The sequence below is a fragment of the Hephaestia caeni genome, assembly GCF_003550065.1.
GTDB classification, from domain to species: Bacteria; Pseudomonadota; Alphaproteobacteria; order Sphingomonadales; family Sphingomonadaceae; genus Sphingomonas; species Sphingomonas caeni_A.
Map to the genome: position 1 here is coordinate 639,804 of NZ_QXDC01000002.1, position 23,402 is coordinate 663,205.

The window sequence follows — 23,402 nt, forward strand, 5'->3', positions numbered from 1 at the left end:
CCGGTCATTCTTACTGGCAGGTGTCTGGATTCACTGTTTTCGGGACGCCATCGCTCACGATGGCGAGCGTCGTGAACGGTGGCGAGTAGTCGGCAGTTAACGCCGCCTTGTTCGCGGCTGCTTGCAGTTGGCGAGTGGCTCCGGACTGCGATATTCGGTCTGAAATTTTGCTCGCCGCATCTAGCGCGCAATAATTCAGCAATGCGACCTTGGCCTTAGCCAGTGCGTCGCCGTAGGCGCCCTCATTGTCCAGCGCGGTCTTCTGGCTGGCAAGCTGCGTGGCGGGATCTATTTCCTCCTTGAGCCGGGCGTCGATCGCCGGGCGCGCCGCTGCGAAGACGCCGGCCACGAAGGCTACGAACTCCTTGGTCGGCCGACTCTCGACGACGGTGACAGTGGCGGTGAACGGGAACGGCTCGTTTAGCATCGGCGCGCCCGCAGCAGGCTTTGGAGGCGCCAGCGTTGGCGCCTGGGGCGCAACCGCAGGTGCCTGGCCCGTCGCCTGTCCGGTTCCGCTGCCAGGTTGAGCCGCGGGCGCCGCGTCAGCCTGGGTGTTGGCGCGGCCGACCGCGCCGCCAGTGCCGCTGTTCGTGCCGATCGTCGCGAACCACGAAGCCTCGTGCGGGAAGCGCCCGTCGGACAGCGGCTGGTATGTCTGCTGCTTGCCGATCGTGCGGTCCTCGATCAGCACGGCGCTGCCCGTGTCTTGGCCGCCCGGGCGGCTGAACTTAACCGCGATCGAGAGGCCGCGAGAGCCGCTTGTCCCGCCGTCCATCGACTTAGCGATCCAAGTGTATGCGGGTGTGAAGGTGAGTGCCGTCTGGTTATGTGAGGGGCTGATCGCGATCTCCACGTAGTGCGCCAACTCGTACACGTCGGGTAGCACTCCTGTCACCTTAGAGCCATTGACGTCGCGGACCAAGATGCTCGGAACGGCAGTGCCGTTCACCGTCACTGGATCGACCGCCGGCATAGCGATCTTCGTCTTCAGCTTCTCGGTGGCCTCGAACTTGCCTCGGATCGCGATCAGGCACTGCGGGAGGTCGCCGCTGTAGAGCTCAAAGTTCACGCTCGCATTGCTTGCGGGGAGGTTGCCACCCTCGGAGCCTTTCTGGAGAGCGGTTCCGAAGTTCTCGAGCGTCTTAGTCGCGGCCCCTAGAAGGACGGCGGCAACGATCGGGGCGAAGTTTTTTCCCTGCTTCGAGAGGTGTGGGCACGGCGCGTAGCTGACTATGAGCCGTGTGTCCGCCGGCTGCTGGTATGTTAGAGGGCGCAAGCCCGGGAGGCCATTGGCGCAACCCGACAGCATCATCCCCAACGCCGCGGTTCCGAATGCAATCTTCTTCATTTCTTCCCCCGTCTTAAGTTCAGGTGCGCGCCTGCGCCTCGAGCGATGCGATCCGTGCGATCATCTGCTGGTCGGCCAACTCTCCTCCTGCCTCGAAGGGGTTGCCTGTGTCGAAACTGTCGGTGTGGAGGGCGACTACGACGGCTGTCGGGAAGGCTCCCGCGAAAATCGGCCCGCCGCTGTCGCCCTTGTCCGCCGGTAGGGCGTAGAGGAGCTTGTCGCCGCTAGTCTTCGCGGCCCCCACTCCGGCAGTAAGTTGGCCGAAGTACCCAAAGGCATAGCCCGCCAGGGTAACTTTGGCGGTCGGCCGTCCATTGAGCTGGAGGCCGGACGCCGGCGATGGTGCAGTGATCAAAACCGCAAAGTCTCGCTGCGCGTCCCAAGCCCAGCGGCTCGCCGAGACAGACTGAACAGGGTTCCGCTTGGCGTCGTAGCCCGCAAAAGCGCCGACCGCCGTGGGCTTTGCCATCAAGATGTTGTGAGCAGCCGTCACGACGACATCGGGCTTTACGAAGAAACCTGTAGCCGACCCCACAAACCGGCCATTCACGTAAAAGCAAAGAAAGGCGATCGAACGCGCTGGTTCCAGTTGCGGATTCGGAATATCGTCACGACTGCGCTTAGTGCCGAATATAGACTTGAGAAGGTCCCCCAGCCGCCGCGGCGGGGGTGGCGGCGCGTCGAGCGGCGCCAACTCGGTGAATTTTCCTGTCCCAACAGCCTCGTCGATCATGCCGCACCCCCACGCAACTTCAACAGCATGCGCTCGTAATTATCTTTGTCAAGAAATCAGCATCGGCTCGTAGTTCTATTTCTACCGGAATCTTACTACCCAGTCGATCGGTTAGAGTATAGTGTCCGCTTCCGGCGCGAGACGCTGTTAGTAGCCGGCAAAGTGAATGGCTTGATCGGGGTCGCGAGCTGCCACGCCGAGCCGCGCGGGCCCGCCGGGGCGAGTAAGTTTGCTTGCCCCTGTCATCCAGGCTAGAGAAGCGGACTTTCTCTTTGCTATTTTCAATACGTTCGAAAATCATCGATTAATACGGTCACAGGTCGTCGGGTATAGCATCACTGCTGAAAGCAAGGCGCCATTACGGGAGCACCTCATGCCCAACGACACCCTAACCGACAGCGAAAAAACTCGCTTTACTTTTGCGCTCGTGGAACAATGCGTAAGAAATACGGCTCTGGAGACGCTCCATGCTGGCACTGTGCCAGACAGCGCGACCGGGGACTATAGCGACGTCAAAGTTGTAACTCCGTATGGGGAAATTGACTGGACCGAGCTCTCTCGTATCTCCGACGCTGAGATGAAACAGCTTATGATCGAGATCACCAACAAAGTGTATACGTTCCTGACCTATCCAGAGGATCTCGTCACGCTGGGGCCGGCAGCGCGCTGGAACAAACCAGAAATCGATCCAGCACTGATGCGCCAAGCTGAACGACGGCGAGCCTCGAGATTGGCGCGATAATAGCCGTTCACTGCCGTTGAGATGGTCATGTTGGCGCTATGAGACACCCAGCCCTCTCCGGATGAAGCATCGCTCGGCGTTCCCAACTATGACCGAATAGGCCTGGCGATGACCCCGCCAATTTGAGTGTTAGGATTAGCCCTCAGCTGCAGACGGCACTAACGTACAATGATAGCCCGAAAAAACTCCCAAAATTCGTCCATTTCTGCGATATCCGGCTTCTTCGATTCACTCCAAATGGCAATCACCTGGAGCAGGAAGCGCATCGTGCCGTCAGTTTCGGAAGCAATGCTCGGCTGGTATACGACAGGTAGGCTCATCTCGGAAACCCTAGTCAGAAGAACTCAGTTTGGCGTTCTTGGTAGTATCAGAATCTAGGGCTCGAGAGCCAGAGATCTGGTTTAACATTAGTCTAACCTCGCAATCGGAGGCGCAAAACGCGGCGGCGGCAACGGACCCTTGACGATCTTCTCGATAGCCCGGACCGTGCTAGTACGAATATTCTGGCTCGCGTTTTCGCACGCCTGCCGTTCCTCTTCTGACATTCCCGCAGCGTAGGCCCGCGCCTGCAGAATGAACTGTAGACGATCGAGATCTTTTGCGATCTTGGCAGTGACCGTCTCCCCCTCATTGAATTCTTGCAAAAGGAGCGGAACCCGCCAGAGGTCGCCGATCCCCCTGTAGGTCTCGAACGCTCCATACTTCCATATAGCGATTTCCTCCAGTTTTGGATCGTTATACTTGGGAAGTTGATCGCCTAGACGAGACTCCGCGAGGTCGTGGACGAGGATCATCTCGATAACTTTGCGCTTGTCATATTTCTCCTCTCCCTCTGGATCGGATCGCAAAAAGATTTCGGCCAACCCCAACACCCCGACTAGATGTTCGGCTACGCTCTCGATACGAATCTCGTTCCAGAATGCCTTATGCTCTCCGAGCGCATCCCGGCGTCGCCGGAGCCAACCCGTCCGCTCGATCTTGGCGAGTCCGGTCCATTCGTCGCACACGGTTGACAGGCGAAACTCCTCCATGTCGAGATCTTCGGCAACCCGTTCGATATAACCGCGGACATTAGGCGGCAGCAGGTGGCGATCCTGCAATTGCGGCCCGTTCAGTAAAGCTAGGACCGCTGCCCGATGTGATTTGCGCAGTCTTCCATTGACGTTACGAACCTGGACAAGTGATAGGACAGTCAGCAGTTCTATAAGGGGAGGAAGATCGTTCGGTTTGGCGGTGATCCGCTCCATCAGCTTAGTGAATGTCTTGTTACAAGGAAGCAAACCATTGCCTTGACTTGCCATGTATCCGTCCGGATCGAATTCAGCATCACCGTAATATTCTAGGTGAAAGCCACGATTGAATTCGGCTTCATCAATGTCGGATAGCAAAATACTCGCATATTGGATGGCAGCTTCGTTCGGATGGTGCATTTTATCATGATTGTGCAGCATACTGCGACTAATGAAGATACTTCGACGGAGCATTCTGGCTTCAAGGGGCCATGGACCCGGCGCCCTGTGCTTGTCGCTGTCTATTTTTCCCAGCAGATCAAGCATCTCGCTTGCCTTGTCCTTTCTGACCCGGCCAGCGAGATACGCAAAATGGGATTTACCTAGCGTGGGCATCTGGCGATACTTGGATTTGATGACCTCGATTACGTCACGCTCAATCTTGGTATCCGACAGCATTATCTGCTTGGTAAAGCCGTTAACATCAGCGGGAAATACATAACTGATCTTTTTTGCAAGTTGCTGTGGCGTTATCTGAGCGCGCTTGCCCAAGACTTTTGCCTTGCGCAAGGTATTGATGATGTGCTGCGCGACGAGGAAGCTTGTAATAGAGGAGTGGCAAGATACCAGTTTGGCAGTGTTACGCTCATTCAAATCTGCATAGCTGCTGGCATGGCTGATGAGAATATCATACGCGATTTCCGCCGCCGCATTGAAATTCGCATCTGGCATGTCCTCGCCAGGATCCTTACCATCGGCCAGCACCCCCTTACAATATAGTTCGTAGCATTGCGACAACGATGTCAAATCCCGGTATGTGAATGTCCGGAATGGCCCGAAAAATAATGAAAGTAAGAATAGATCAATAGATAACACGTCCTTTCTTTTCATATCTGATAAGACCGTGTTTGCTTCTTTGCTATTTTTAGCACCCCAAATCATTGCAAAACCGTCAACCAATGCTGCAGCATCTTTATGATCGACTGCGAGCGGAACAATCCGATACGCCGCCTCAATGTTGAGCGGAAGTCGGCCGATCAGGTCGCGTAATTCGACCTCGCTTTCGGTCGAGATCACGAGTCTGACGCCCCGGTGTCGGATCGCCTCCTTGACGAGATCCGCAATCAGTGGCGTCCGATGGGAACCCGCTTGATTAAGACCGTCGACGAGGACGACAACTGGCCCCGCTGTGTCCGCAATGATGTTGTTGAGCCTTTGGCAAGCGCTCACAACCCGATTGCGGGTTCGTTCTGCATCTAATTTTCCGTTGCTCCAACTCTCCAGATCGCTGATGCGCACCGAGATCGATTTGCACCCTGGAATTTCTTCATCTTGGATTGATCGGGATGCTTCGGCTTGGATGAGTCCCATCAAGGTCGTCTTGCCAGCGCCCTTGCCGCCGAGAAGTACGATCGGTTCCCGATAATCGTTGGATCGCAGATGGCGGCTGATCGCCGCGATGGGGTTGACCACTTGCTCGAGGTCCAACCCTTGGACGAGTTTAGAAAAAAGCGGCTCGTTAAGAGCGATGTCTCGAATGATGGACGGCGGGAGGGGTTGGTCCGGATTAAACACATAGATGCCCGCGCCCGGCGCATGTGCATCTTTCTGATCAACGCGAAGGGTTAGGATCGACTCAAGCACAGCACAGGCGGTAGTGAGTGCAAATCGCCGATTCTCGTCACCGAAATTCAGTTCCAGCTCAGATTTATGGAAGTCGGCGCCATCAGAGACGCCGCGAACGCTCAAGAATTCGATGTCGGTCTTCTCGAGCGCCGTCATGACACCGGCTGACTCCATCTCAAGCGCTGCAATGTCGCTATGAGATTTTGCGAATGATTTACGGAACTCTTCGTTCGCTACGACTAAAGGTGTGCAGGCTAACGGCTGCACCACAACCTTGATCGCCCCGGCAGGCCACAAAGCGGGGTTCGTGAACCGCTTCTTCAGCGCGGAATTCAAAGCTGCAATCCGCTTTGAATCTTTCTGAAGGTGGGTCTCGACGAGGTTGACGAGATCGCTGCCTACGTGTTTTTGCGAAGGGCGGTGTTTGAACTCCGCCTGAACCGGATCGCCGCCGATCTTGCCGCCCTGCGTGAAATCGAAAACATCGCGTGGGACGACGACGTCGCCGATCGACAGCCAGTCGGCAACTCGCCCCGCGATCCCAATATTGGCGACTAAGCGCACCTTCAGCTCTTCAATAACGGCCGCAGTTGAGGCACGTGCGCGTTCGAAACCCATCTTTCCAGACAGTATCAGGACGCCTTTCCCGAAGGCATCCCATGATTCCTCGACGATGGGCCAAGCCGAATAGCCGGCGACCACGAACGGATCGCCGCACGGGACATAATCACGAAAATATTCGGCTTCTTCACTCAGTGCAACAATGACTGCAAAATCGTACTTGGCTCGCGTCACGTAGTTCCCCCTCATTATATTTCGACGAATTTTCGGCTTTTGTGCGCTTCGCTCAGCTTTGCGTATGTTAGTCCCAAGACTGACAGACAATTTTGGGCTATGGTTAGGAACCGGCCGCACAACGCAGTCTAGTCGATGGGCTTGACGACTGGCGTGATAGTGAGAGTACTTGCATCCACCGAGCCGAATGCAAGAATGCTCGAATACCGTTCATCCAGCCCTCCGCGGGACCGCGCGCCGCTCGACATGACCCAACTGAACGACGAACCGGCAGCGCGCTGATGTGGGAGATGCCGGGACCAATATCCCATTTCCTTGGTGGCCTGAGTTCTCTGTTCCGCCTCTGGAGCACCGTCGCGCAACGCAGTCAGCATGTCGCCAAGCAAAGTATTGGAGTAGGCGAAATAAGGGGCACCGAGCCGGCGGGCGGTCGACAGAGCACGCAAGGCTTCAGAAGCCGCACCAACCCTATCCTCCGGCGCAGCCCCTATGAGCAGACCCCGGGCGAGAAGAACATGACTATCGGGAATCCAGGCAAACTGCCTGGACAATTCCGGTGCCCATTGAAGTGCTTCGCGCTCATCGATGCTTGGGAAACGAACGGCGCACAGCATCGCCAAGATTACTGTCCACGGATCTTCGGGAATATCCCCTGAAATATAGGCTGCGACCGGCGTGCGCCTGGTAAAGTCACTCCAGATGCCCTGCCCCTCGGCACCGACCGCCGAGGACAGGGCTCTGGATAGCGACTGTTTCTCCAGGTCGACTGGCGCAACGTCAAGCAGCAACCCTCCTGACGGGTCCAACGCAAATTCGACAGTCGTGCCACCAGCGAACAGCGGCACTAGCGTCCGCTCAACTCGTAACCCTTCGATAGAAATGGATAGCCTCAACCGCGCGCCGTCGGCGGGCAAGGGCATTCCTCTCGCGTCGCCGTTACTGGACATGAGCGTGATGTTATCGCGCTCGATGTACAGCCGCGCACTTGTAACATTCTCAAGCACGGTATCGCGATTAATGGAAGCAGCACGATCACGCGCGTTCGAGAAAGCGAGCGGCCACGGTCCGACATAAGGCCGCCAACCACCATAGCCCATCGGCCTTGTATCGACCGAGAGACCAATCGAAAAACGGCGTGGCTGCAAAGGCGCGCTTGTGTCTTCACGCCCAAGAGCCGATTGGCTGTCGTCCACCAACGCAGACTTGTTCGCATCTCCGGAAGGTGAACTCAAATCGACATGGTCATCAATGTCGTCGAACCCCGCACCAGCCTCACTGTCGTCATCACCCCGTGGAGAGGCAGTGCGCATCTCCCGTGCTTGCGATCCTGTCGTCGAGAAACCGTCAACGGGCTTCGACCAGACGCTGCCGGAAAACTGCTCGAGCCAGTCCCTGGAAACCGATGATGCGGAAAGCTCCGATAGCGCTGGCGCGTCAATTCTGTCGGTAAGGTCATCGACCACGAAGGAATAGAAGGTCGGCGCCTCGCCGAGCGGTTCGATGACAGCCGCATAGGCACCGGGAACCGCGCCCTGGATCAGCACCTCGCGATTCGAGGGGGTGGTCATGCTCTCAGAGCCGACGCCGCGCCTTTCGAGTTGCATCTCACCCTCCGGACCCAGAATCCGAATACGGGCAGCGGCAGCGTCGGGTGGCGCCAGAAAGGACACGGTTTTCAAGCGCTGCCTCCACTCATCGGACATTGACCAGATGATGATAGAGCGACCGATTGGGGCAGAACACCTGCTCGACATCGCGATAGCCGCTACCGTTTGTGAACGACGCGCTGACGAAATGCGGATAGATGCTCGCGCGCATCGGCTGAAGCCAACTGTCCGCGCCCGTCCCAGGACAAGTGTGCAACGTTGCGCCTTGCGGGTCCCGGATACTCACGGTCCCGATCCCAAGCGCCTGTGTCGGGTCGAGCACCACATTGACCGTCACGTGCGGTGGTTCAGGATAGGTCACAATCGCCGCAGTCGTGGTCGGTAGCATCGGCGACACAGGCTCGAAAGGTTGCCGCTGCCAACGTTGCTCAAGTGAATAGATGCTCTTCAAATCCTCATGAATCGCGATGGGATAGGCTCCCCATTGCGCGGTTCCGGACGGGTTGCGCGCGGATTTTCCACGAAGTGCGCTCAACAAGGTTTGCGTAAAACGACCTCCCGTTGCCGGGCTGTCTTCATAGGTGAAATAGCTGCTCGCGGCCGCCGCCATCAGCGTGACCTTTTCAGTGCCCCCGACAAATGGATTGGAACGAATGAACTTCGCACCGACGCCAGGGTTTTGGACATACAAGTCCGTTACCATCTCACCGCAGGCATCGACGAAAAGATACGCAGCGGACACATTGGGTGCCTGCTTGAGGCCGACCCCTAGGTCGTACATGTTGATGAATGCTCCCCACGGATTGATCGGATTCTGATTCAGATCAGCCAGGAGCACAAAGGGTTGCGAGGTCACGGCGACGCCGTGGCCGCAGATGAATACGATCCCGACATTTCCAGCTACGGCATTCAGCCGCGCGAGCCATTGGGTGCCGGCAGCAGTGACATTGGCTGTGTTCGGCACGCCGACCGCAGGATTGCCGCGCGGGTCATTAGGCGCATTGTCGTTTACTTGAACTGGCGGGACACGGCCAAGCCAGTCATAGTGACTATGGGCCGGCGCCGGGCCGTTAGACAGCATTTCGATGGAAGCAAGCGGCTGCTCAAGCGCGGCCTCGCCAATCAGCCAGTCGCAGAATGCGGCGGCGCCCGCGGCGGCGCTAGGAAGGTCGCGCACGTCCTTGAGCAATTCGGGCGTGGTGCCGGGCACGAACTTGTCCATCTTGGCGTCTGGATAGGCGCCGACTCCGATGATCAAAGCATGCGTTGCCGGACCATTGACCTGCCGTTGGTAGATAAGCGTCATGCAAGCGCCTGCAGTCGCGACCGCAGACGCTCGAAGAAGCGAGGACGCATGAAGTAGCTGGTATGGGCATCGATCACGCCGGTCATCGAACTGAACATGAAATCTTCGACGCCATCGAAGATACCCTGGCAACGGAAGCTAAGGACATCGACAGGGTCATAGACATTCCACCAACGAGCCACCGCTGCCGGCTTTGCTGCCAGCGTACGGCCAGGCGACGGAATCGACTTCTCGCTTGCCGCAAACAGCTTGAGTTCCTCAAAGAAACCGGGTTGCGATCCCACAGTCAGCAGCACGTCGATAGCGAAGCCGTCTGGTAGTCCGGCACCGGCTGGATCTGTCAGGAGATCGTACAGGATGACCCCGCCCAGACTATGACCGACAACCACCAGCGGCTCATCCTTTGCGGTTGCATCGGCCCGCGCGGCGAGTAATTCTGCTACCACCCGATGGCGAATGTCGGCTCGAACAGCCCCGCCACGTAGATAGACGAACACGTCGCCGATGAACCTAGCTGCCATCGGGTTGAGCTTGTCGCGGGTAAGCCCAAGAACGCCCGATGAAACCAGGTTCCTGCCGCGATCCAGGACAGTGCCGGCCGCCGCCTTCAGGCGATCGAGCAGACCATAGGCAGCAGGAGGCTCGCGCTGAAGGCGCTCTCGCAAGGCGTCGATAAAAGCCGCGTCGGTCATGTCGGGCTTGACCCAAGTCGGGGCAGTATTGACCTCGGCATAGGCGGCGGCGGCCTGCATTTCCGAAAACTCTTCGGGATCGAGTTGGCGGTTTTGCGTCGCTGCGGTTTCGATCAGCACTGCGTAGAGCGTGTCCACCGCAGCTGGAAAATCCACGGCCGCAATCTCTGCGATCGATACACCACCGATTGCGCCAGGTATCTCACTGCCTCCCCCGAGACTGAACGGCGTCGGCAAGTCGCCGCTGCGCGGCAGGCATTGCTCCCCAAATGCGAAGGACGCGCCTAAGTCTCCCCAGAAGGGGTTGCGAATGCCCGCCTCTTTTCCGAGAGCAAGCTTGCGGAACCGATCATCACGGAGCTGGACTTCTGCTGCATATGCCGGGGTTTGCCGCGTAGCGACGCCATGCACGAACACCAATTGGGTCATTTTCTAGCTATCCCGCCTCTTGCTTGGTCAGGCGATCAGTTCACCTTCGCCGAGTTCTGCCGGATCGACCGTCTTGAGTTCTGGAAGCGCACCTTCAAAATCAGCGAACACGACACCTTGCCCCGCGCCGACACCAAAGCTGACCGTACCGGCCTTCACCGGGCGGAAAACGAGATCAAACTCACCATCGTCACCACGATCACCGGCGGAAAGCTCGATCGCCACGAAACCGAAGGCGAGATTCTTATCGCCTTCGTATGTGACGGTCGTGGTCGTCTCCGTCTCCTTGCCAACCGATAGCGAGCCACCGACCAACTCCTTGATCACGGGCACTTCCAGTTTGATGCTGCTATTATCGTGGTTGTAAGCTGTGACCCCCAGCTTCTTTGACGTCACAATCTCAGTGAGTATGTAAAGACGCCCCTTACCGAACAGATATTTCTTCAGGATCGGATGATCCCACCGCACCTTCGACGCCTCCAGATAATCGCCGATCTCGATCGTATTAGCGCGGTGGCGTGTCACCCCGGCGTAACTGAACTCGACTTTGCTGGCGCGCTCATAGGCTGCTTTCACGCCAAGATTTCCGCCCATGGCACCGATGATGTTGCCGAGTATATCGAGTCCAAGCTCAATGGGCAGCTTGCTGCTCTTCTGCCCGTTGATGTTGGCGGCTTCGCCCGATGTGATCTTCGGGAGGTTGCCATCCTGTTCTTCGGTAAGCTGACTCAGCGTACCAATGATTCCGCGAGCACCTTTATATTCTCCAAGCAGGGCCAGAGGCTCCAAATCTTCGAGAGGATGCAATACTACATTGAGATTCAATGATTTCAGATAATTAACCGAACGGTCTGAACAAATACCCATCGAAGCCCCCTACGGTTCATGCCACCGGCCGATCGACTGTCCTGGAAATGCCCCTCAGAATCGATATGGAATCATTCTGGACGTCTATTCTGCCCTATTATTGGGGACACTTCTGCAGAGAAAATTGGCAAAGAATTTTTTCGTCGAATGGAGTGATGAGATCGAGGTGCGCCAATGTGGCGCTTTGCCATCACATTTTCAGGATGCGAATTTCCTCGATTCGGACCACCTCTCGCCGGCAGCCCAACTTTCCTTCACTCCTGCTGATCCAGTCCGAACGCCGGATGATGGATAAGTTCTCCGTGAGGCTCGACGCTGTCGAATGGCAAGGCTTGGACTACCTCGGGGGGACAGCCAGCCACGCCCAGACCGGAAAAAGCCCGGAAGCCGAACCGGCTGTAGTAGATGGGATCGCCCACCAGCGCCGCGCCCCTGCTCGACGCACGGAGTTGGCGAAGGGCTTCCGCCATCAGGGCCGACCCGATACCTTGACGTTGCCTTGAGGGCAGAACCGCAAGCGGACCGATCAGACCCCAGCCGTCCTGCTTCCCCGCCCGTGCTTTTGAGGCGGCCAGAAAGCCGATTATCTCGCCTTCATCCTCCGCAACGAGCGAGAGGACGAGCGCGTCATCGTCCCGCAGTCTCTCGACGATGGCCGCTTCGGCTCCTGTGGACTGGGCAAGCATCTTGAAAGCGTCGGTGACGACGCGACGGATAGCCGGATCGTCACCAACCTTGTCGTTGCGAATCAACATTTGGCTTTTCCTAAGCGATTGTCGAGTTGAGCGCGACGATCATGCTGCCCGCAGCCATCCGTGTTCATCGCGGCGGATTTCCTCCATTCTCACCTGAAGGTCGCCGCTTGGAACCGAACACAAAGTTCTATAGGACAACACGAAGGCCGACCATTCACTTGCAAATCATAGCCGCTTTCATCGATCCGTCACGCTCGCGCCGACGGCCTGGCTTTCGGCGCACCTCCCATTCCCGGCCCGCGCCGTTTCCGCCGCGACACATTTGCCTCTGAAACCGAAGCATCGGGTCATTTCGGTTGCCAGCGCGTTCGGCGGCGATTAGAAAACACATTGATCATACAAAAGGGGAGGAAGGCATGACCCGAGTTTCAACGCTATTGCTCGGCACGGCACTGATATTGGGGAGCAGCGCCCTCGCGGCGCACGCCCAGACCGCAACGCCGCCGCCCAAGAATCCCGCCAACTCCGCAACCGGCACTGCCGGCTTCACCAAGCCCGGCACGACCGAAGGCGGAGCAGCGTACGTCGGGCCGATCATCAGCAAATGGGGCAAGGCGGTGACGCCCGAAAATGCGTGGCGCGGCTATCCGCGCCCGCAGATGGCGCGCGACACCTGGCTCAATCTCAACGGCCAGTGGGATTACGCGATCGCGCCGGCAAGCGCGCCGCAGCCGACGGCAATGGACGGCAAGATCCTCGTTCCCTTCGCGGTCGAATCGAAGCTGTCGGGCGTCGCGCGCAAGCTGATGCCCGACGATCGGCTCTGGTATAAGCGCACCTTCACCCTGCCCGCCAAATGGCCGGGCCAGCGGACGCTGCTGCATTTTGGCGCGGTGGATTATGAATCGACCGTGCTCGTCAACGGCGCCGTCGTCGGCAGCCACAAGGGCGGATCGGACCCGTTCAGCTTCGACATCACCCAGTATCTCCGCCCCGGCGCCAATGAGTTGGTGGTGCAGGTCACCGATCCTACCTCGACCGGCGACCAGCCGCGCGGCAAGCAGACGCTCGAGCCGCGGGGCATCTGGTACACCGCGGTCAGCGGCATCTGGCAGACGGTGTGGCTCGAACCGGTTTCCGATCTCTACATCCGCGACGTGCGCGCGGTGCCCGATATCGACAAGGGCGAGCTTTCCGTCGCCGTCGCGCTCAGCAACACCGCGGCGCCCGACGATGCCGTGCGCCTCACCGCGCGCGACAAGGGCAAGGTGATCGCGACCACGATCCTGCGCGGCAACCGCAAGGCGACGCTCAAGATCCCTAATGCGCACCTCTGGTCGCCAGATGATCCGTACCTTTACGACCTGACGGCGGAACTGGTGAAGGTAACGCCGCCCCAGGGCGCGGGCGACGACCGCAAGGGCCTGCCGCCGATGACCGATCGCGAGGTGCAGGCGTATGCGGCTGCGAAAGTGGTCGGCAGCCCCAGCGATACCGTCCAGAGCTATTTCGGGATGCGCAAGATCTCGACCGGGATCAATCCGGCAACCGGCAAGATGGCGCTGCTGCTTAACAACAAACCGCTTTTCCAGAACGGCACGCTCGATCAGGGCTGGTGGCCCGGCGGCCTGCTGACCCCGCCCTCCGCCGAGGCCGCGCGCAGCGATATCGCGTTCCTGAAGAAGGCCGGGTTCAACATGCTGCGCAAGCACATCAAGGTCGAACCGGCCCAATATTATGCCGACGCCGATCGGCTCGGCATCCTGATCTGGCAAGACATGCCCTCGGGTGCGTTCGGTGACCAGGCGGTACGCCGCCCAAGCACGCAGGAAGCGACGATGTCGTCCGACGCGATGGCCGAATATCAAAGCGAGCTGTCGCGCATCATCGGCGCGCTGCGCAGCTTCCCGTCGATCGTCATGTGGGTGACCAACAACGAAGGCTGGGGCCAGTATGACGCCGGGACGGTGGGCGGCATCGCCAGGAACATGGATCCCAGCCGGCTGGTCAACACCGCGAGCGGCTGGATGGACGTGCCCGACAGCGGATCGGACGTCTACGACATCCACACCTACGACGAAGTGCCCGTCGCGCCGTCGGCGCACCCCGATCGCCCGATTATTACAGGCGAATACGGCGGGGTGGGCCTGCCGATCCAGGGGCATTTGTGGTTCACCGATCGCGACGCGCGCATCTATCAGTTCGCGACCGACCAGGCGGATTATCGCAAGCGTTACAAGGTGAAGTTCGACGAGATCGTCCGCCAGGCCAAGGAGATCGGGCTTGCCGCCTCGGTTTATACCGAAACGAGCGACGTCGAGGGCGAACTCAACGGCTTGCTGACGTATGATCGCGCGGTCTCGAAGCTGCCGGCGGAAGAGTTCGCGAAGATGGCCGAGCCGCTGTTCGAGGACGGCAAATAATGGGCGCGGGAGGCATGAAGCGTCGCGAACTGCTGCTATCGTTCCTTGCCTCCACGGTGCCGCTGGGGGCGGCCGATGCGCTCGCGCAGGCCACCCCCCGCCCCGCCGTCAAGGCCGGAGGCGGCGCGCCCAACATCATCCTCATGGTCTCGGACCAGCATCGCGCGGGAATGACGAAAGCGACGGGCTATCCGCTCGATACGAGTCCAGGGCTCGATGCCCTGGCGCGGCGCGGGGTGCGGTTCGACCACGCCTATTGCACCGCGCCGCTGTGCGTCCCCAGCCGCATCTCGATGCTCACCGGGCGCTGGCCCGAGGCGCATCGGGTGCGGATGAACCTTGCGGCGCGCGATGCCTTCTACACGCAGGATCTGTACGACGTCGCCAAAGCGAGCGGCTATCGCACCGGGCTCGCGGGCAAGAACCACACGTATCGCACGGCCAAATCACTCGATTTCTGGCGCGAATACTCGCACGTCTCGGGCCATAAGGAGCCAAACGCCGATCCGCGCTACGCGGCGTTCGACGCCTGGATGAAGCAACTCGGCGCGGGTAGCCTGTCGCTCGAGCCGACGCCGTTTTCGGCGGAGGTCCAATATCCCTATCGCATCGTTTCCGACGCGATCGATTTCATCGATGGTTCGGGCGACCAGCCCTTCCTGCTCCAGGTCGGTTTCCCCGAGCCGCACACCCCGCAGCAGGTACCCAAGCCCTATTGGGACATGTTCCCGCCGGACAAGGTGCCGCCGCGCGCCGCCGGCCCCGAGGCGCTGGAGAAGCTGGGCGCTCGCGCGCGCTGGCTGTTCGAACTCGAGGAGCGCGCCGACGTTCCCGACGAGGCGCATTGGCAGCGCTACGTTTCTAACTATCTCGGCGCGCTGCGGATGATCGACGATCAGCTCGTGCGGCTCGTGAAGCATCTCGAGGCGCGCGGGATGATGGAGAATACGGTGATCGTCTACGTCGCCGATCACGGCGATTATGTGATGGATTACGGGCTCGGCCGCAAAGGCGTGGGATTGTCCGAGGCACTGACCAGGATTCCGATGATCTTCGCCGGCGCGGGCATCAAAGCGAACACGCTCGGCGGCGTGTTCACTTCGAACGCCGATCTGATGCCGACATTATGCGAAGCGATGGGCGCCGAGATCCCACTCGGCGTTCAAGGGCGGAGCTTGTGGCCGATCCTTCAGGGAAAGCCCTACCCCGCCGACGAATTCCGCAGCATCTATGCCGGCGTCGGTGTCGGCGGGCTGTATTACGACGACAAGGACGATATCGCCCTGCCCCCCCGGGGCGCTCCTACCGCGAACGGCGGCGAGGACGACCGCAACCGCCTGAGCGGCGACACGCTCAACAAGGTGACGCAGAGCGGCAACGCCAAGATGGTGCGGATGGGCGCGTGGAAGCTGGTCTACGACATGATGGGCTATGGCCAGCTCTATCACCTGCCGACCGATCCACACGAGTTGAACAACCGCTTCGGCCAGCCCGATGTCGCGCGCGAGCAGGCCGCGCTGATGGCCGAACTGGCAATGTGGACGATCCGCGCGCAGGACAGCCTGCCGACCGGCCCGCAAAACAGGAAATACCAGACCAAATGGGCGCGTCCGCACAATTGGTACGCGCCCTATCGACGCGCGCCCGCGGGATCGGCGTTCATTCCGTAAGCTGAAGGGGAGAGACAATGGCACGACACGCGAGAGCGGCACGCTGGGCATCGACGACGATGCTCGCGGCGATCATGGGCATGACGGCGCCGACGGCGTTCGCGCGACCAGCCCCTGCCCCGCCCCCTGCTCCCGCCGCGCCGGCCCCGGACGCGCAGCGACCCAACATCCTGTTCGTGCTGATCGACGACATGGGCTACGGCGACCTGTCGATCATGGGCAACGACAAGATTCAGACGCCCAATCTCGACAAGCTGGCGCGCGAGGGCGTGCTGATGACCCAATTCTACGATGCCGCGCCGATCTGCTCGTCGTCGCGCGCGGGCTTCATGACCGGGCGTTTCCCGGCCGAGGTCGGGTTCATCAACTATGTCAGCGATCGCGCCTTCAATGCCTCGACGGGGCAAGCCGACTGGCTCGATCCCAAGCTGCCGACGGTCGCGCGTCTCCTCAAGAATGCCGGTTATTCGACCGCGCATATCGGCAAATGGCATCTGGGCGGCGGCCGCGACATCGGCGATGCGCCCTGGCCCACCGCCTATGGCTTCGATCAGAGCTTCACGACCTTCGAAGGCCTCGGCCCGCGCGTGCTGGTTGCCGATCAGGAGCGCGACCTCGCCGAGCAATCGGACAAACTCGGCGAAGGCGCGCGCTTCTGGGAAATCAAGACCAACCTCACCCAGCTCTATTGCAACATGACGGTCGATTATGTCGCGCAGCATGCCGACAAGCCGTGGTTCGTGAACCTGTGGTTCAACGACGTCCACGATCCCTGGGCACCCGATGACGATTCACTGTCGGAGGTGATGGGCCACGGTTCGGACAGCGACGACGATCGCTATCTCGCGACGATCGTCAAAATGGACCACACGCTGGGTAAATTGTTCGACCGGCTCGATCAGATGGGCGAGATGGACAACACGCTGGTGATCGTGACCAGCGATAACGGCCCCTCGTCGATGCAGCGTTATTATGAGAAGGGCCACACCGCGCCCGGCAGCACCGAGCATCTGCGCGGCCGCAAGTGGAGCCTCTATGAAGGCGGCATCCGCCAGCCGATGATCTTCTATTGGAAGGGGCACACCAAGGCCGGCACGCGCGACGAGCAGACGGTCGGCGAAGGCGTCGATCTGCTGCCGACGATCGCGAGCGTCATCGGTGCGAAGGTGCCCGCCGGGGTCGATGGGATCGATCTGTCGCCGGTGTTCGCGGGACAAGCGATCACCGACCGGCCCGATCTCTATTGGGCATACGGCAAGGAAGGCGCCCCCAAAAAGACGCCGCAGCCGGCGATGGAGCACGATCGCGCGCCGCCCTTCGCCGTCCGTGAGGGCGATTGGAAGCTGCTTGCCGGGTTCGGCGCCGCCGACCCCGAGCTTTTCAACCTGGCAGCCGATCCGACCGAATCGACCGACGTCGCCGCGAGCCAGCCCGCGGTTCGCGATCGCCTGCTCGGCAAGCTCAAGGCGTGGATGGCGACACTGCCGAAGTATAACGCGCAATAAAGACGGCCGCGTCGAGATCGGGCGACGCGGCCGGTTCGGTCGACAAGGAGGCGGCAGCGGGATCGACCGCCGCCGCGCTTTCTTTCGTCAGATGCGCAGGCGGATGCCCACCGAATAGGTGGTCTCGTCGTAATCCATGAAGTTGTTGATGTGGGTGTAGCCCGGATAGTCGTAATAGGTCGACGAATTGTGGCGCAGGATGTTGGTGCCGCCGACGTCGATCCGGACCGCCTCGTTGACATCGTAGCCGATATTGAAATCGAGCCGGCCCGCCGGGCGCTGATAGGTGATCAGCGGCGGAACGTAGATGTCGTCGATGTTCTCGGGCGTAAACGGGCGCAGCGTCGGCTGGCCGCTGGCGTCCGCGTCAAAATATTTGGAGCGATAGGTGTATACCAGCCGCCCGCTGATCCCGTATTTCTCGTAGAGCAGCCCGACGGTGTAATTGTACTTCGAGACACCCTGGAGCGGATAGCCGGCAAGCGGATCATCACCGCCCACCTTCGAATCGGCATAGGTGAACGCGCCTTGCAGGCCCAGCCCCGACAGCGCGCCCGGCAGGAAGTCGAAGAAATATTGCGCGCTGACCTCGACACCCTTGAGCGTCGCTTCGCCGATATTGCGCGGGCGGGACACCGCATAGTCGACACCGTCATAGATTTCGACCTGTGGGCTGGTGATCACGCGGTTGGTAATGTCGCGATAATAGCCTGCGATCGCGACATAGCCGCTGGGGAAATAATATTCGAAGGTGGCGTCGTAGCTACTCGATTTCTGCGCCTTGAGATCGGGGTTGCCCGCGCTGCCGCCGCTCTGGACGAGCGGATTATTCGACTGGTTGAGCGTGACCGCGGGATTGAGTGCGCCGAAATTCGGCCGACGCAGCGATTTTCCGTAGCCGAGGCGGATCTGGATGCCGTCGCCGATCCGAAGCCGCGCCGTCACGTTGGGCAGCCAGTCATTGTCGACCGTATCCGCCTCCAACCGCTCGAACTCGCCGGCATCGTTCTTCACGAACGTCCCGATCGTGCGGTCGGTGCGGATGTAGCGTACGCCGACGATGCCATCGAGCGAGATCGAGTCGCTGAAATCGACGGCATATTTACCCTGAACATACGCCGCGAGCGTGTTCTCGGTCGCATCGAAGGCGCGGCCCGGATCATCGTCGGGGCGACCCGCCGGCAGGCCGAAATAGGCGCGCGCCACGTCGAGCCCCGATTCCGAGAGCAGAAAATCGGGATTGGGAATGTAGAAGCGCGAGCCGTGGTTGAGATCCGGCGCGCGCGAGCCGAGCGTCAGGAAATCATAGGGCAGGCTGTCCGAGACCAGGACTGCGTTGGGATCGCCCGGCGTGCTGCTGGTGCCCTTCGGTATCGCAGTATTCAAGTGCGCCGACCGCGTATCCGCAGACCGGTGGGCATACCGAACCCCGCCCGCGATGTTCGATAGAAAGCCGTCGAAATCATAATCGACGTCGCCCTTGACCTGAAAGAGCTTGCCCTTGTTGACGTCGAAATCCTGGATCAACGCGTTACGGATAATGATGTTGTCGCGGCTGAGCAGCGCGTTGCCCGCCACGTCGTACGCGGCGTGGCCATCGACATCGGTAGTCAGAGTTAGGCTGTCCAGCCGCTGGCCGACGTCCGAAGTGATGTTCTGGCTCTTGAACACCGAGGTCTGATAGGCGGCATCGAGCACGGCATGCAGCCCGCCCGAATTATATTTGACGCCGCCCGCAACCTGCTTGTTGCGCTGGTTGAGATCACGCGCCTGCGTCGTCTGGTTCGACACCAGATTGTTGAAGGTAATGCTGGCGGGCTCGCACAAGTTCTGCTCGCTGTAAGGCGTCAGCGTTTCCACCACGTCGCCGGTATCGGGATCGACGTTGCTGACGATCACCGGATTGTTGGCGTTGTTCTTGCGCACGCGGGTGAGGATGCAGCGGTCGCTGAGTTCCACGCTGCCGGGCTCAATCGTCGTGCCGGTCGTGAACGGCTGGATGTTGGCGCCGTTGCGGCTGCCGCGATCGCGGAAATAGGTGTAGAAACCCTCGACATAGGCTTCGAGCGACGGCGATGCCTGCCATTGCAGCGCACCGTTCAATTGATGTCGCTCGATATAGCCTTGCTGCGGGAAATTCTGGAGGATGCCGGGAAGCAGAAGCCCTTGCGTGTTGAACGGCGCCGTGCTCGCGCTGCGCCGCTGGAACAGCACCGTCGTCGCGCGATAATAATCGGAGCGCGAATAGGTGCCGTTGATGAGCGCCCCGATCTCGCCGATGCCGGTGTCCCAGCGATCGGTGGCGAGCGCGCCGAACTGCGGATTCACCTTGTCGACCCGCGACGCATAATTGCCGCGCGCCGACAGGACCACCGTCGGCTTGGTGAAATTGAACGGCCGATTGAGTTCAAGGTCGATCACGCCCGCGAGCCCGCCCTCGGTGATATCCGCCGTCTGCGATTTATAGACGTTGACCCGCGACAACGCTTCGGCGGGCATATCCTGAAGATCGAAACTGCGACCCGTCGTGGTGAAGACCTCGCGGCCATTCACCGTCGTCAGCACGTCGGGTAGGCCACGCACGCGCACATCGCCCAGTTCGTTGTTGCGGTTGGTCGACACCTGCACGCCCGGCACGCGTTGCAGCGCGGCGGCAGTCGTGGGGTCGGGCAGCTTGCCGATATCCTGCGCGACGATCGCATCGACCACCTGAACCGACTCACGCTTGATATCGGCCGCGCGCTCGAGCGACCGGCGGATGCCCGTCACCACGATCTGATTGTCGGCGTCCGACGCATCAGCGATCGAATCACTTTGCGTCCCGGCCCCGCCGCCCTGATCGGTCGTCTGCGCCAGCGCGCCATCGCATGCGATCAGCGCCAGCGCCGATACCGCGACTGAAAGACAAATCCGCCCCGTCATATTTCCTCCCCTTTAGTCTCTGAATCCCAGCGCAGATCGTCCAACCTCATTGAGCGAAACCGCTGCCAACGGATTCGCTCAAGATCATCGTCGAGGTTGTTCATTCATGTGCCACGCTATCGCTCGCCTCCGTGCCGGACGATCGAGACTCGACGGTCAAGCGCCCGCGCCGTGGTTTCTCGAAAGTGACCAAGCGCCGCTATAAAGTCAATATATATATGATATATACCCTCGCCGGCGACCTGATAGGCCGCCCGAAAACACCTCTGACGCCGGGTATCTCTCCGAACGAAGGGAAATCGTTGAACCTTGCGCCCAATTTTCAGGCACTTTTATCATATATATAGCGCTGCCTGCTGCAGCTCTGTCGCACCATAAAGCGCGGCAGCGGAAGACCGCTGCCGCAACCCTTCTCAGAATCGAAAGCGCGCGCCGATCGAATACGTGGTCTCGTTGTAATCGATCCCATCGTTGATGTTCGTATAGCCGGGATAGTCGAAATAGCTGCTCGTGTTGCTGTGCAGGATGTTCGTCCCGCCGACGTCGATCCGCAGCTCTTCGGTCACGTCATAGCCGATATTGAAATCGAGCCGGCCCGCCGGGCGCACATAGCTGATCAGCGGCGGCACATAGACGTCGTTGATGTTCTCGGGCGTGAACGGCCGCAAGGTTGGCGAGCCCGTATTGTCGCTCCCGAAATATTTGGAGCGATAGGTATATACCAGCCGGCCGCTGATCCCGTATTTCTCATAGAGCATCCCGACGGTGTAATTGTATTTGGAGACGCCCTGCAGCGGATAGCCCGCGAGCGGATCGCCGCCGCCGACCTTCGAATCGGCGATCGTGAAGGCGCCCTGCAAGCCGAGGCCCGACAACGCGCCTGGCAGGAAATCGAAGAAATATTGCGAGCTTAGCTCGATGCCCTTGAGCGTCGCCTGGCCGACGTTGCGCGGGCGCGAGACGGCATAAGGCTCGCCATCATACATTTCGACGGCGGCGCTGGTGAGCACGCGGTTGGTGATGTCGCGATAATAGCCAGCGACCGCGACATAGCCGCCCTTGAAATAATATTCGAAGGTCGCGTCGTAGCTTTGCGATTTCTGCGCCTTGAGATCGGGATTGCCCGCGCTGCCGCCGCTCTGGACAAGCGGATTGTTCGACTGGTTGAGCGTGACGGCGGGGTTGAGCGCGCCGAAATTCGGCCGGCGCAGCGACTTGGCGTAGCCGAGGCGGATCTGGATACCGTCGCCGATCCTCAAACGCGCCGTCGCGTTGGGCAGCCAGTCGTGATCGGTCGTCTTGGCGGTCAGCGGGTCGAACGTGCCGCCGTCATTCGCAACGAACGTCCCGATAGTACGACTGGTGCGGATGTAGCGCACGCCGACGACACCATCGAGCGAGATGCTGCTGCTCAGATCGACCGCGTATTTCGCCTGCGCATACGCCGCGAGCGTATTCTCGGTCGCGTCGAATTCGCGGCCGGGATCGAAATCGGGCTGGCCCGGCGGCAGGCCGAAATAGGCACGCGCCGCATCCAGGCCCGATTCAGACAGCAGGAAATCGGGGTTCGGCACATAGAAACGCGCGCCGCCGTTCAAATCAGGCGAAACGGGGCCGAGCGCCACATAATCCGGCGGCAATCCCGTATCCGAGACCTTGACCGCTTCGGCTTCATCCGGCGCGCCAAGATTGCCGCCGGGAACCGGCGAATTGAGCACGACCGATTGCTCGTTCGCCGAACGGCGCGCATAACGCACACCGCCCGCGACATTGGACAGGAAGCCATCGAGATCGTGGTCGATGTCGCCCTTGATCTGGAACAGATCCCCCTTGTCGCGCGTGAACGTCTGGATCATCTGGTTGCGCATGTAGAGGTTGTCAGCGCTCTGGAGCGCGTTGCCCGGCACCGTATATTCGGCGTGGCCGTCTGCATCCATCGTCACGGTCATGCTGTCGATACGCTGCCCGACGGGCGTCGTAACGTTCTGGAGATGATGGTCCGAGGTCTGGTAGGCGGCGTCTAGCACGGCGTGCAGCCCGCCCGAATTGTATTTCACCCCACCCGCGATCTGCTTGTTGCGCTGATTGAGATCGCGCGCCTGCGTCGTCTGGTTCGATATCAAATCGGCGAAGGTGATGCTGTCGGGCTCGCACAGCGTTTCCTCGTGATACGGCGTCAGCGTCTCATTGCCCTCGGCGTCGGTCTGGATGACCGGGTTGTTGCCGTTATTGTTGCGCACGCGCGTCAGGATGCAGCGGTCGCTGAGCTTGACGCTGCCGTCGACGATCGTCGTGCCGGTCGTGAACGGCTGGATGTTGGCGCCGACATGGCTGCCGCGATCGCGGAAATAGGTGTAGAAGCCCTCGACATAGGCTTCGAGCGATGGCGATGCCTGCCATTGCAGCGCACCGTTCAACTGATGCCGCTCGATATACCCCTGCTCGGGAAAATTCTGGAGGATGTTGGGAAGAAGCAGCCCGGGCGTATTGAACGGCTTGGTCGCGCTGCTGCGCCGCTGAAAGAGATTCGTCGCCGCGCGATAATAATCGGAGCGCGAATAGGTGCCGTTGATGAGCGCCCCGATCTCGCCGATGCCGGTGTCCCAGCGATCGGTGGCGAGCGCGCCGAACTGCGGATTGAGCTTGTCGACGCGCGTTCCGTAATTGGCGCGCCCCGAGACGACGAAGGTCGGCTTGGTGAAATTGAACGGCCGATTGAGTTCAAGGTCGATCACGCCCGCGAGCCCGCCCTCGGTGATATCCGCCGTCTGCGATTTATAGACGTTGACCCGCGACAACGCTTCGGCGGGCAT

At 60.1% G+C, this 23,402-nt stretch carries 15 protein-coding genes; 4 read left to right on the forward strand and 11 right to left on the reverse strand.

Annotation, left to right across the window (positions count from 1 at the left end):
• Positions 1–10: 10 nt before the first annotated feature.
• Together DFR49_RS02925 and DFR49_RS02930 are read right to left on the reverse strand one after the other, a co-directional pair.
• Positions 11–1,348 (reverse strand): hypothetical protein, encoded by a 1,338-nt coding sequence (locus tag DFR49_RS02925; RefSeq protein ID WP_004211462.1) that lies wholly within the window; start codon positions 1,346–1,348, stop codon positions 11–13.
• A 19-nt stretch (positions 1,349–1,367) separates the two neighbouring features.
• Positions 1,368–2,081 carry a trypsin-like serine peptidase gene (locus DFR49_RS02930; RefSeq protein ID WP_004211461.1) on the reverse strand — a complete coding sequence of 238 codons (714 nt, stop codon included), beginning with the start codon at positions 2,079–2,081 and terminating at the stop codon, positions 1,368–1,370.
• A gap of 373 nt (positions 2,082–2,454) precedes the next feature.
• On the opposite strand from DFR49_RS02930, the gene DFR49_RS02935 reads away from it, so the two are divergent.
• Entirely contained in the window at positions 2,455–2,823 is a 369-nt protein-coding gene (locus DFR49_RS02935; protein WP_004211459.1) for a hypothetical protein, read from the forward strand.
• 158 nt (positions 2,824–2,981) lie between these two features.
• On the opposite strand, the gene DFR49_RS21820 is transcribed toward DFR49_RS02935, so the two are convergent.
• From DFR49_RS21820 to DFR49_RS02965, 7 genes are all read right to left on the reverse strand, one after another.
• Positions 2,982–3,143: a hypothetical protein gene (locus DFR49_RS21820; protein WP_004211457.1), complete on the reverse strand. Its 162-nt coding sequence runs from the start codon at positions 3,141–3,143 to the stop codon at positions 2,982–2,984.
• Between the two features lie 87 nt (positions 3,144–3,230).
• Positions 3,231–6,473: a phosphorylase family protein gene (locus tag DFR49_RS02940; protein WP_170150896.1), complete on the reverse strand. Its 3,243-nt coding sequence runs from the start codon at positions 6,471–6,473 to the stop codon at positions 3,231–3,233.
• A 128-nt stretch (positions 6,474–6,601) separates the two neighbouring features.
• Complete coding sequence (locus tag DFR49_RS02945) at positions 6,602–8,152, reverse strand: hypothetical protein (protein WP_147373618.1); 1,551 nt, start codon at positions 8,150–8,152, stop codon at positions 6,602–6,604.
• Between the two features lie 13 nt (positions 8,153–8,165).
• The gene (locus tag DFR49_RS02950; RefSeq protein WP_004211454.1) at positions 8,166–9,386 is read right to left on the reverse strand and encodes a caspase family protein; all 1,221 of its coding nucleotides are present in this window, start codon (positions 9,384–9,386) and stop codon (positions 8,166–8,168) included.
• The gene (locus DFR49_RS02955; RefSeq protein ID WP_004211453.1) at positions 9,383–10,507 is read right to left on the reverse strand and encodes an alpha/beta hydrolase; all 1,125 of its coding nucleotides are present in this window, start codon (positions 10,505–10,507) and stop codon (positions 9,383–9,385) included. The genes DFR49_RS02950 and DFR49_RS02955 overlap by 4 nt, the downstream gene beginning before the upstream one ends.
• A 27-nt stretch (positions 10,508–10,534) precedes the next feature.
• Positions 10,535–11,374, reverse strand: a complete 840-nt coding sequence (locus DFR49_RS02960; protein ID WP_004211452.1) for a gasdermin — start codon at positions 11,372–11,374, stop codon at positions 10,535–10,537.
• A 254-nt stretch (positions 11,375–11,628) separates the two neighbouring features.
• The gene (locus DFR49_RS02965; protein WP_004211451.1) at positions 11,629–12,129 is read right to left on the reverse strand and encodes a GNAT family N-acetyltransferase; all 501 of its coding nucleotides are present in this window, start codon (positions 12,127–12,129) and stop codon (positions 11,629–11,631) included.
• Positions 12,130–12,485: 356 nt separating this feature from the next.
• Here DFR49_RS02965 and DFR49_RS02970 point away from each other — a divergent pair, with 356 nt between their 5' ends.
• From DFR49_RS02970 to DFR49_RS02980, 3 genes are read left to right on the forward strand one after another with little or no spacing between them, the layout of a single operon-like run.
• Positions 12,486–14,492, forward strand: coding sequence for a glycoside hydrolase family 2 protein (locus DFR49_RS02970; RefSeq protein WP_211325792.1), 2,007 nt, complete (start codon positions 12,486–12,488; stop codon positions 14,490–14,492).
• Between the two features lie 14 nt (positions 14,493–14,506).
• Positions 14,507–16,162, forward strand: a complete 1,656-nt coding sequence (locus DFR49_RS02975) for a sulfatase family protein (RefSeq protein WP_119035240.1) — start codon at positions 14,507–14,509, stop codon at positions 16,160–16,162.
• Between the two features lie 17 nt (positions 16,163–16,179).
• Positions 16,180–17,667, forward strand: a complete 1,488-nt coding sequence (locus DFR49_RS02980) for a sulfatase-like hydrolase/transferase (RefSeq protein ID WP_170150897.1) — start codon at positions 16,180–16,182, stop codon at positions 17,665–17,667.
• A gap of 87 nt (positions 17,668–17,754) precedes the next feature.
• Here the strand turns inward: DFR49_RS02980 and DFR49_RS02985 are convergent, their stop codons facing one another.
• Together DFR49_RS02985 and DFR49_RS02990 are read right to left on the reverse strand one after the other, a co-directional pair.
• The gene (locus DFR49_RS02985) at positions 17,755–20,589 is read right to left on the reverse strand and encodes a TonB-dependent receptor (RefSeq protein ID WP_119034397.1); all 2,835 of its coding nucleotides are present in this window, start codon (positions 20,587–20,589) and stop codon (positions 17,755–17,757) included.
• A 413-nt stretch (positions 20,590–21,002) separates the two neighbouring features.
• A partial coding sequence (locus DFR49_RS02990) for a TonB-dependent receptor (RefSeq protein ID WP_119034398.1) occupies positions 21,003–23,402 on the reverse strand: 2,400 nt, incomplete at its 5' end.

Excerpts from the sequence above, each read along its gene's own strand:
- DFR49_RS02930 (WP_004211461.1), bottom strand. The coding sequence starts at position 2,081 with ATGATCGACGAGGCTGTTGGGACAGGAAAATTCACCGAGTTGGCGCCG.
- DFR49_RS21820 (WP_004211457.1), bottom strand. The coding sequence starts at position 3,143 with ATGAGCCTACCTGTCGTATACCAGCCGAGCATTGCTTCCGAAACTGAC.
- DFR49_RS02925 (WP_004211462.1), bottom strand. The coding sequence starts at position 1,348 with ATGAAGAAGATTGCATTCGGAACCGCGGCGTTGGGGATGATGCTGTCG.
- DFR49_RS02965 (WP_004211451.1), bottom strand. The coding sequence starts at position 12,129 with ATGTTGATTCGCAACGACAAGGTTGGTGACGATCCGGCTATCCGTCGC.
- DFR49_RS02975 (WP_119035240.1), top strand. The coding sequence starts at position 14,507 with ATGAAGCGTCGCGAACTGCTGCTATCGTTCCTTGCCTCCACGGTGCCG.
- DFR49_RS02935 (WP_004211459.1), top strand. The coding sequence starts at position 2,455 with ATGCCCAACGACACCCTAACCGACAGCGAAAAAACTCGCTTTACTTTT.
- DFR49_RS02980 (WP_170150897.1), top strand. The coding sequence starts at position 16,180 with ATGGCACGACACGCGAGAGCGGCACGCTGGGCATCGACGACGATGCTC.
- DFR49_RS02955 (WP_004211453.1), bottom strand. The coding sequence starts at position 10,507 with ATGACCCAATTGGTGTTCGTGCATGGCGTCGCTACGCGGCAAACCCCG.
- DFR49_RS02960 (WP_004211452.1), bottom strand. The coding sequence starts at position 11,374 with ATGGGTATTTGTTCAGACCGTTCGGTTAATTATCTGAAATCATTGAAT.
- DFR49_RS02970 (WP_211325792.1), top strand. The coding sequence starts at position 12,486 with ATGACCCGAGTTTCAACGCTATTGCTCGGCACGGCACTGATATTGGGG.
- DFR49_RS02985 (WP_119034397.1), bottom strand. The coding sequence starts at position 20,589 with ATGACGGGGCGGATTTGTCTTTCAGTCGCGGTATCGGCGCTGGCGCTG.
- DFR49_RS02950 (WP_004211454.1), bottom strand. The coding sequence starts at position 9,386 with ATGACGCTTATCTACCAACGGCAGGTCAATGGTCCGGCAACGCATGCT.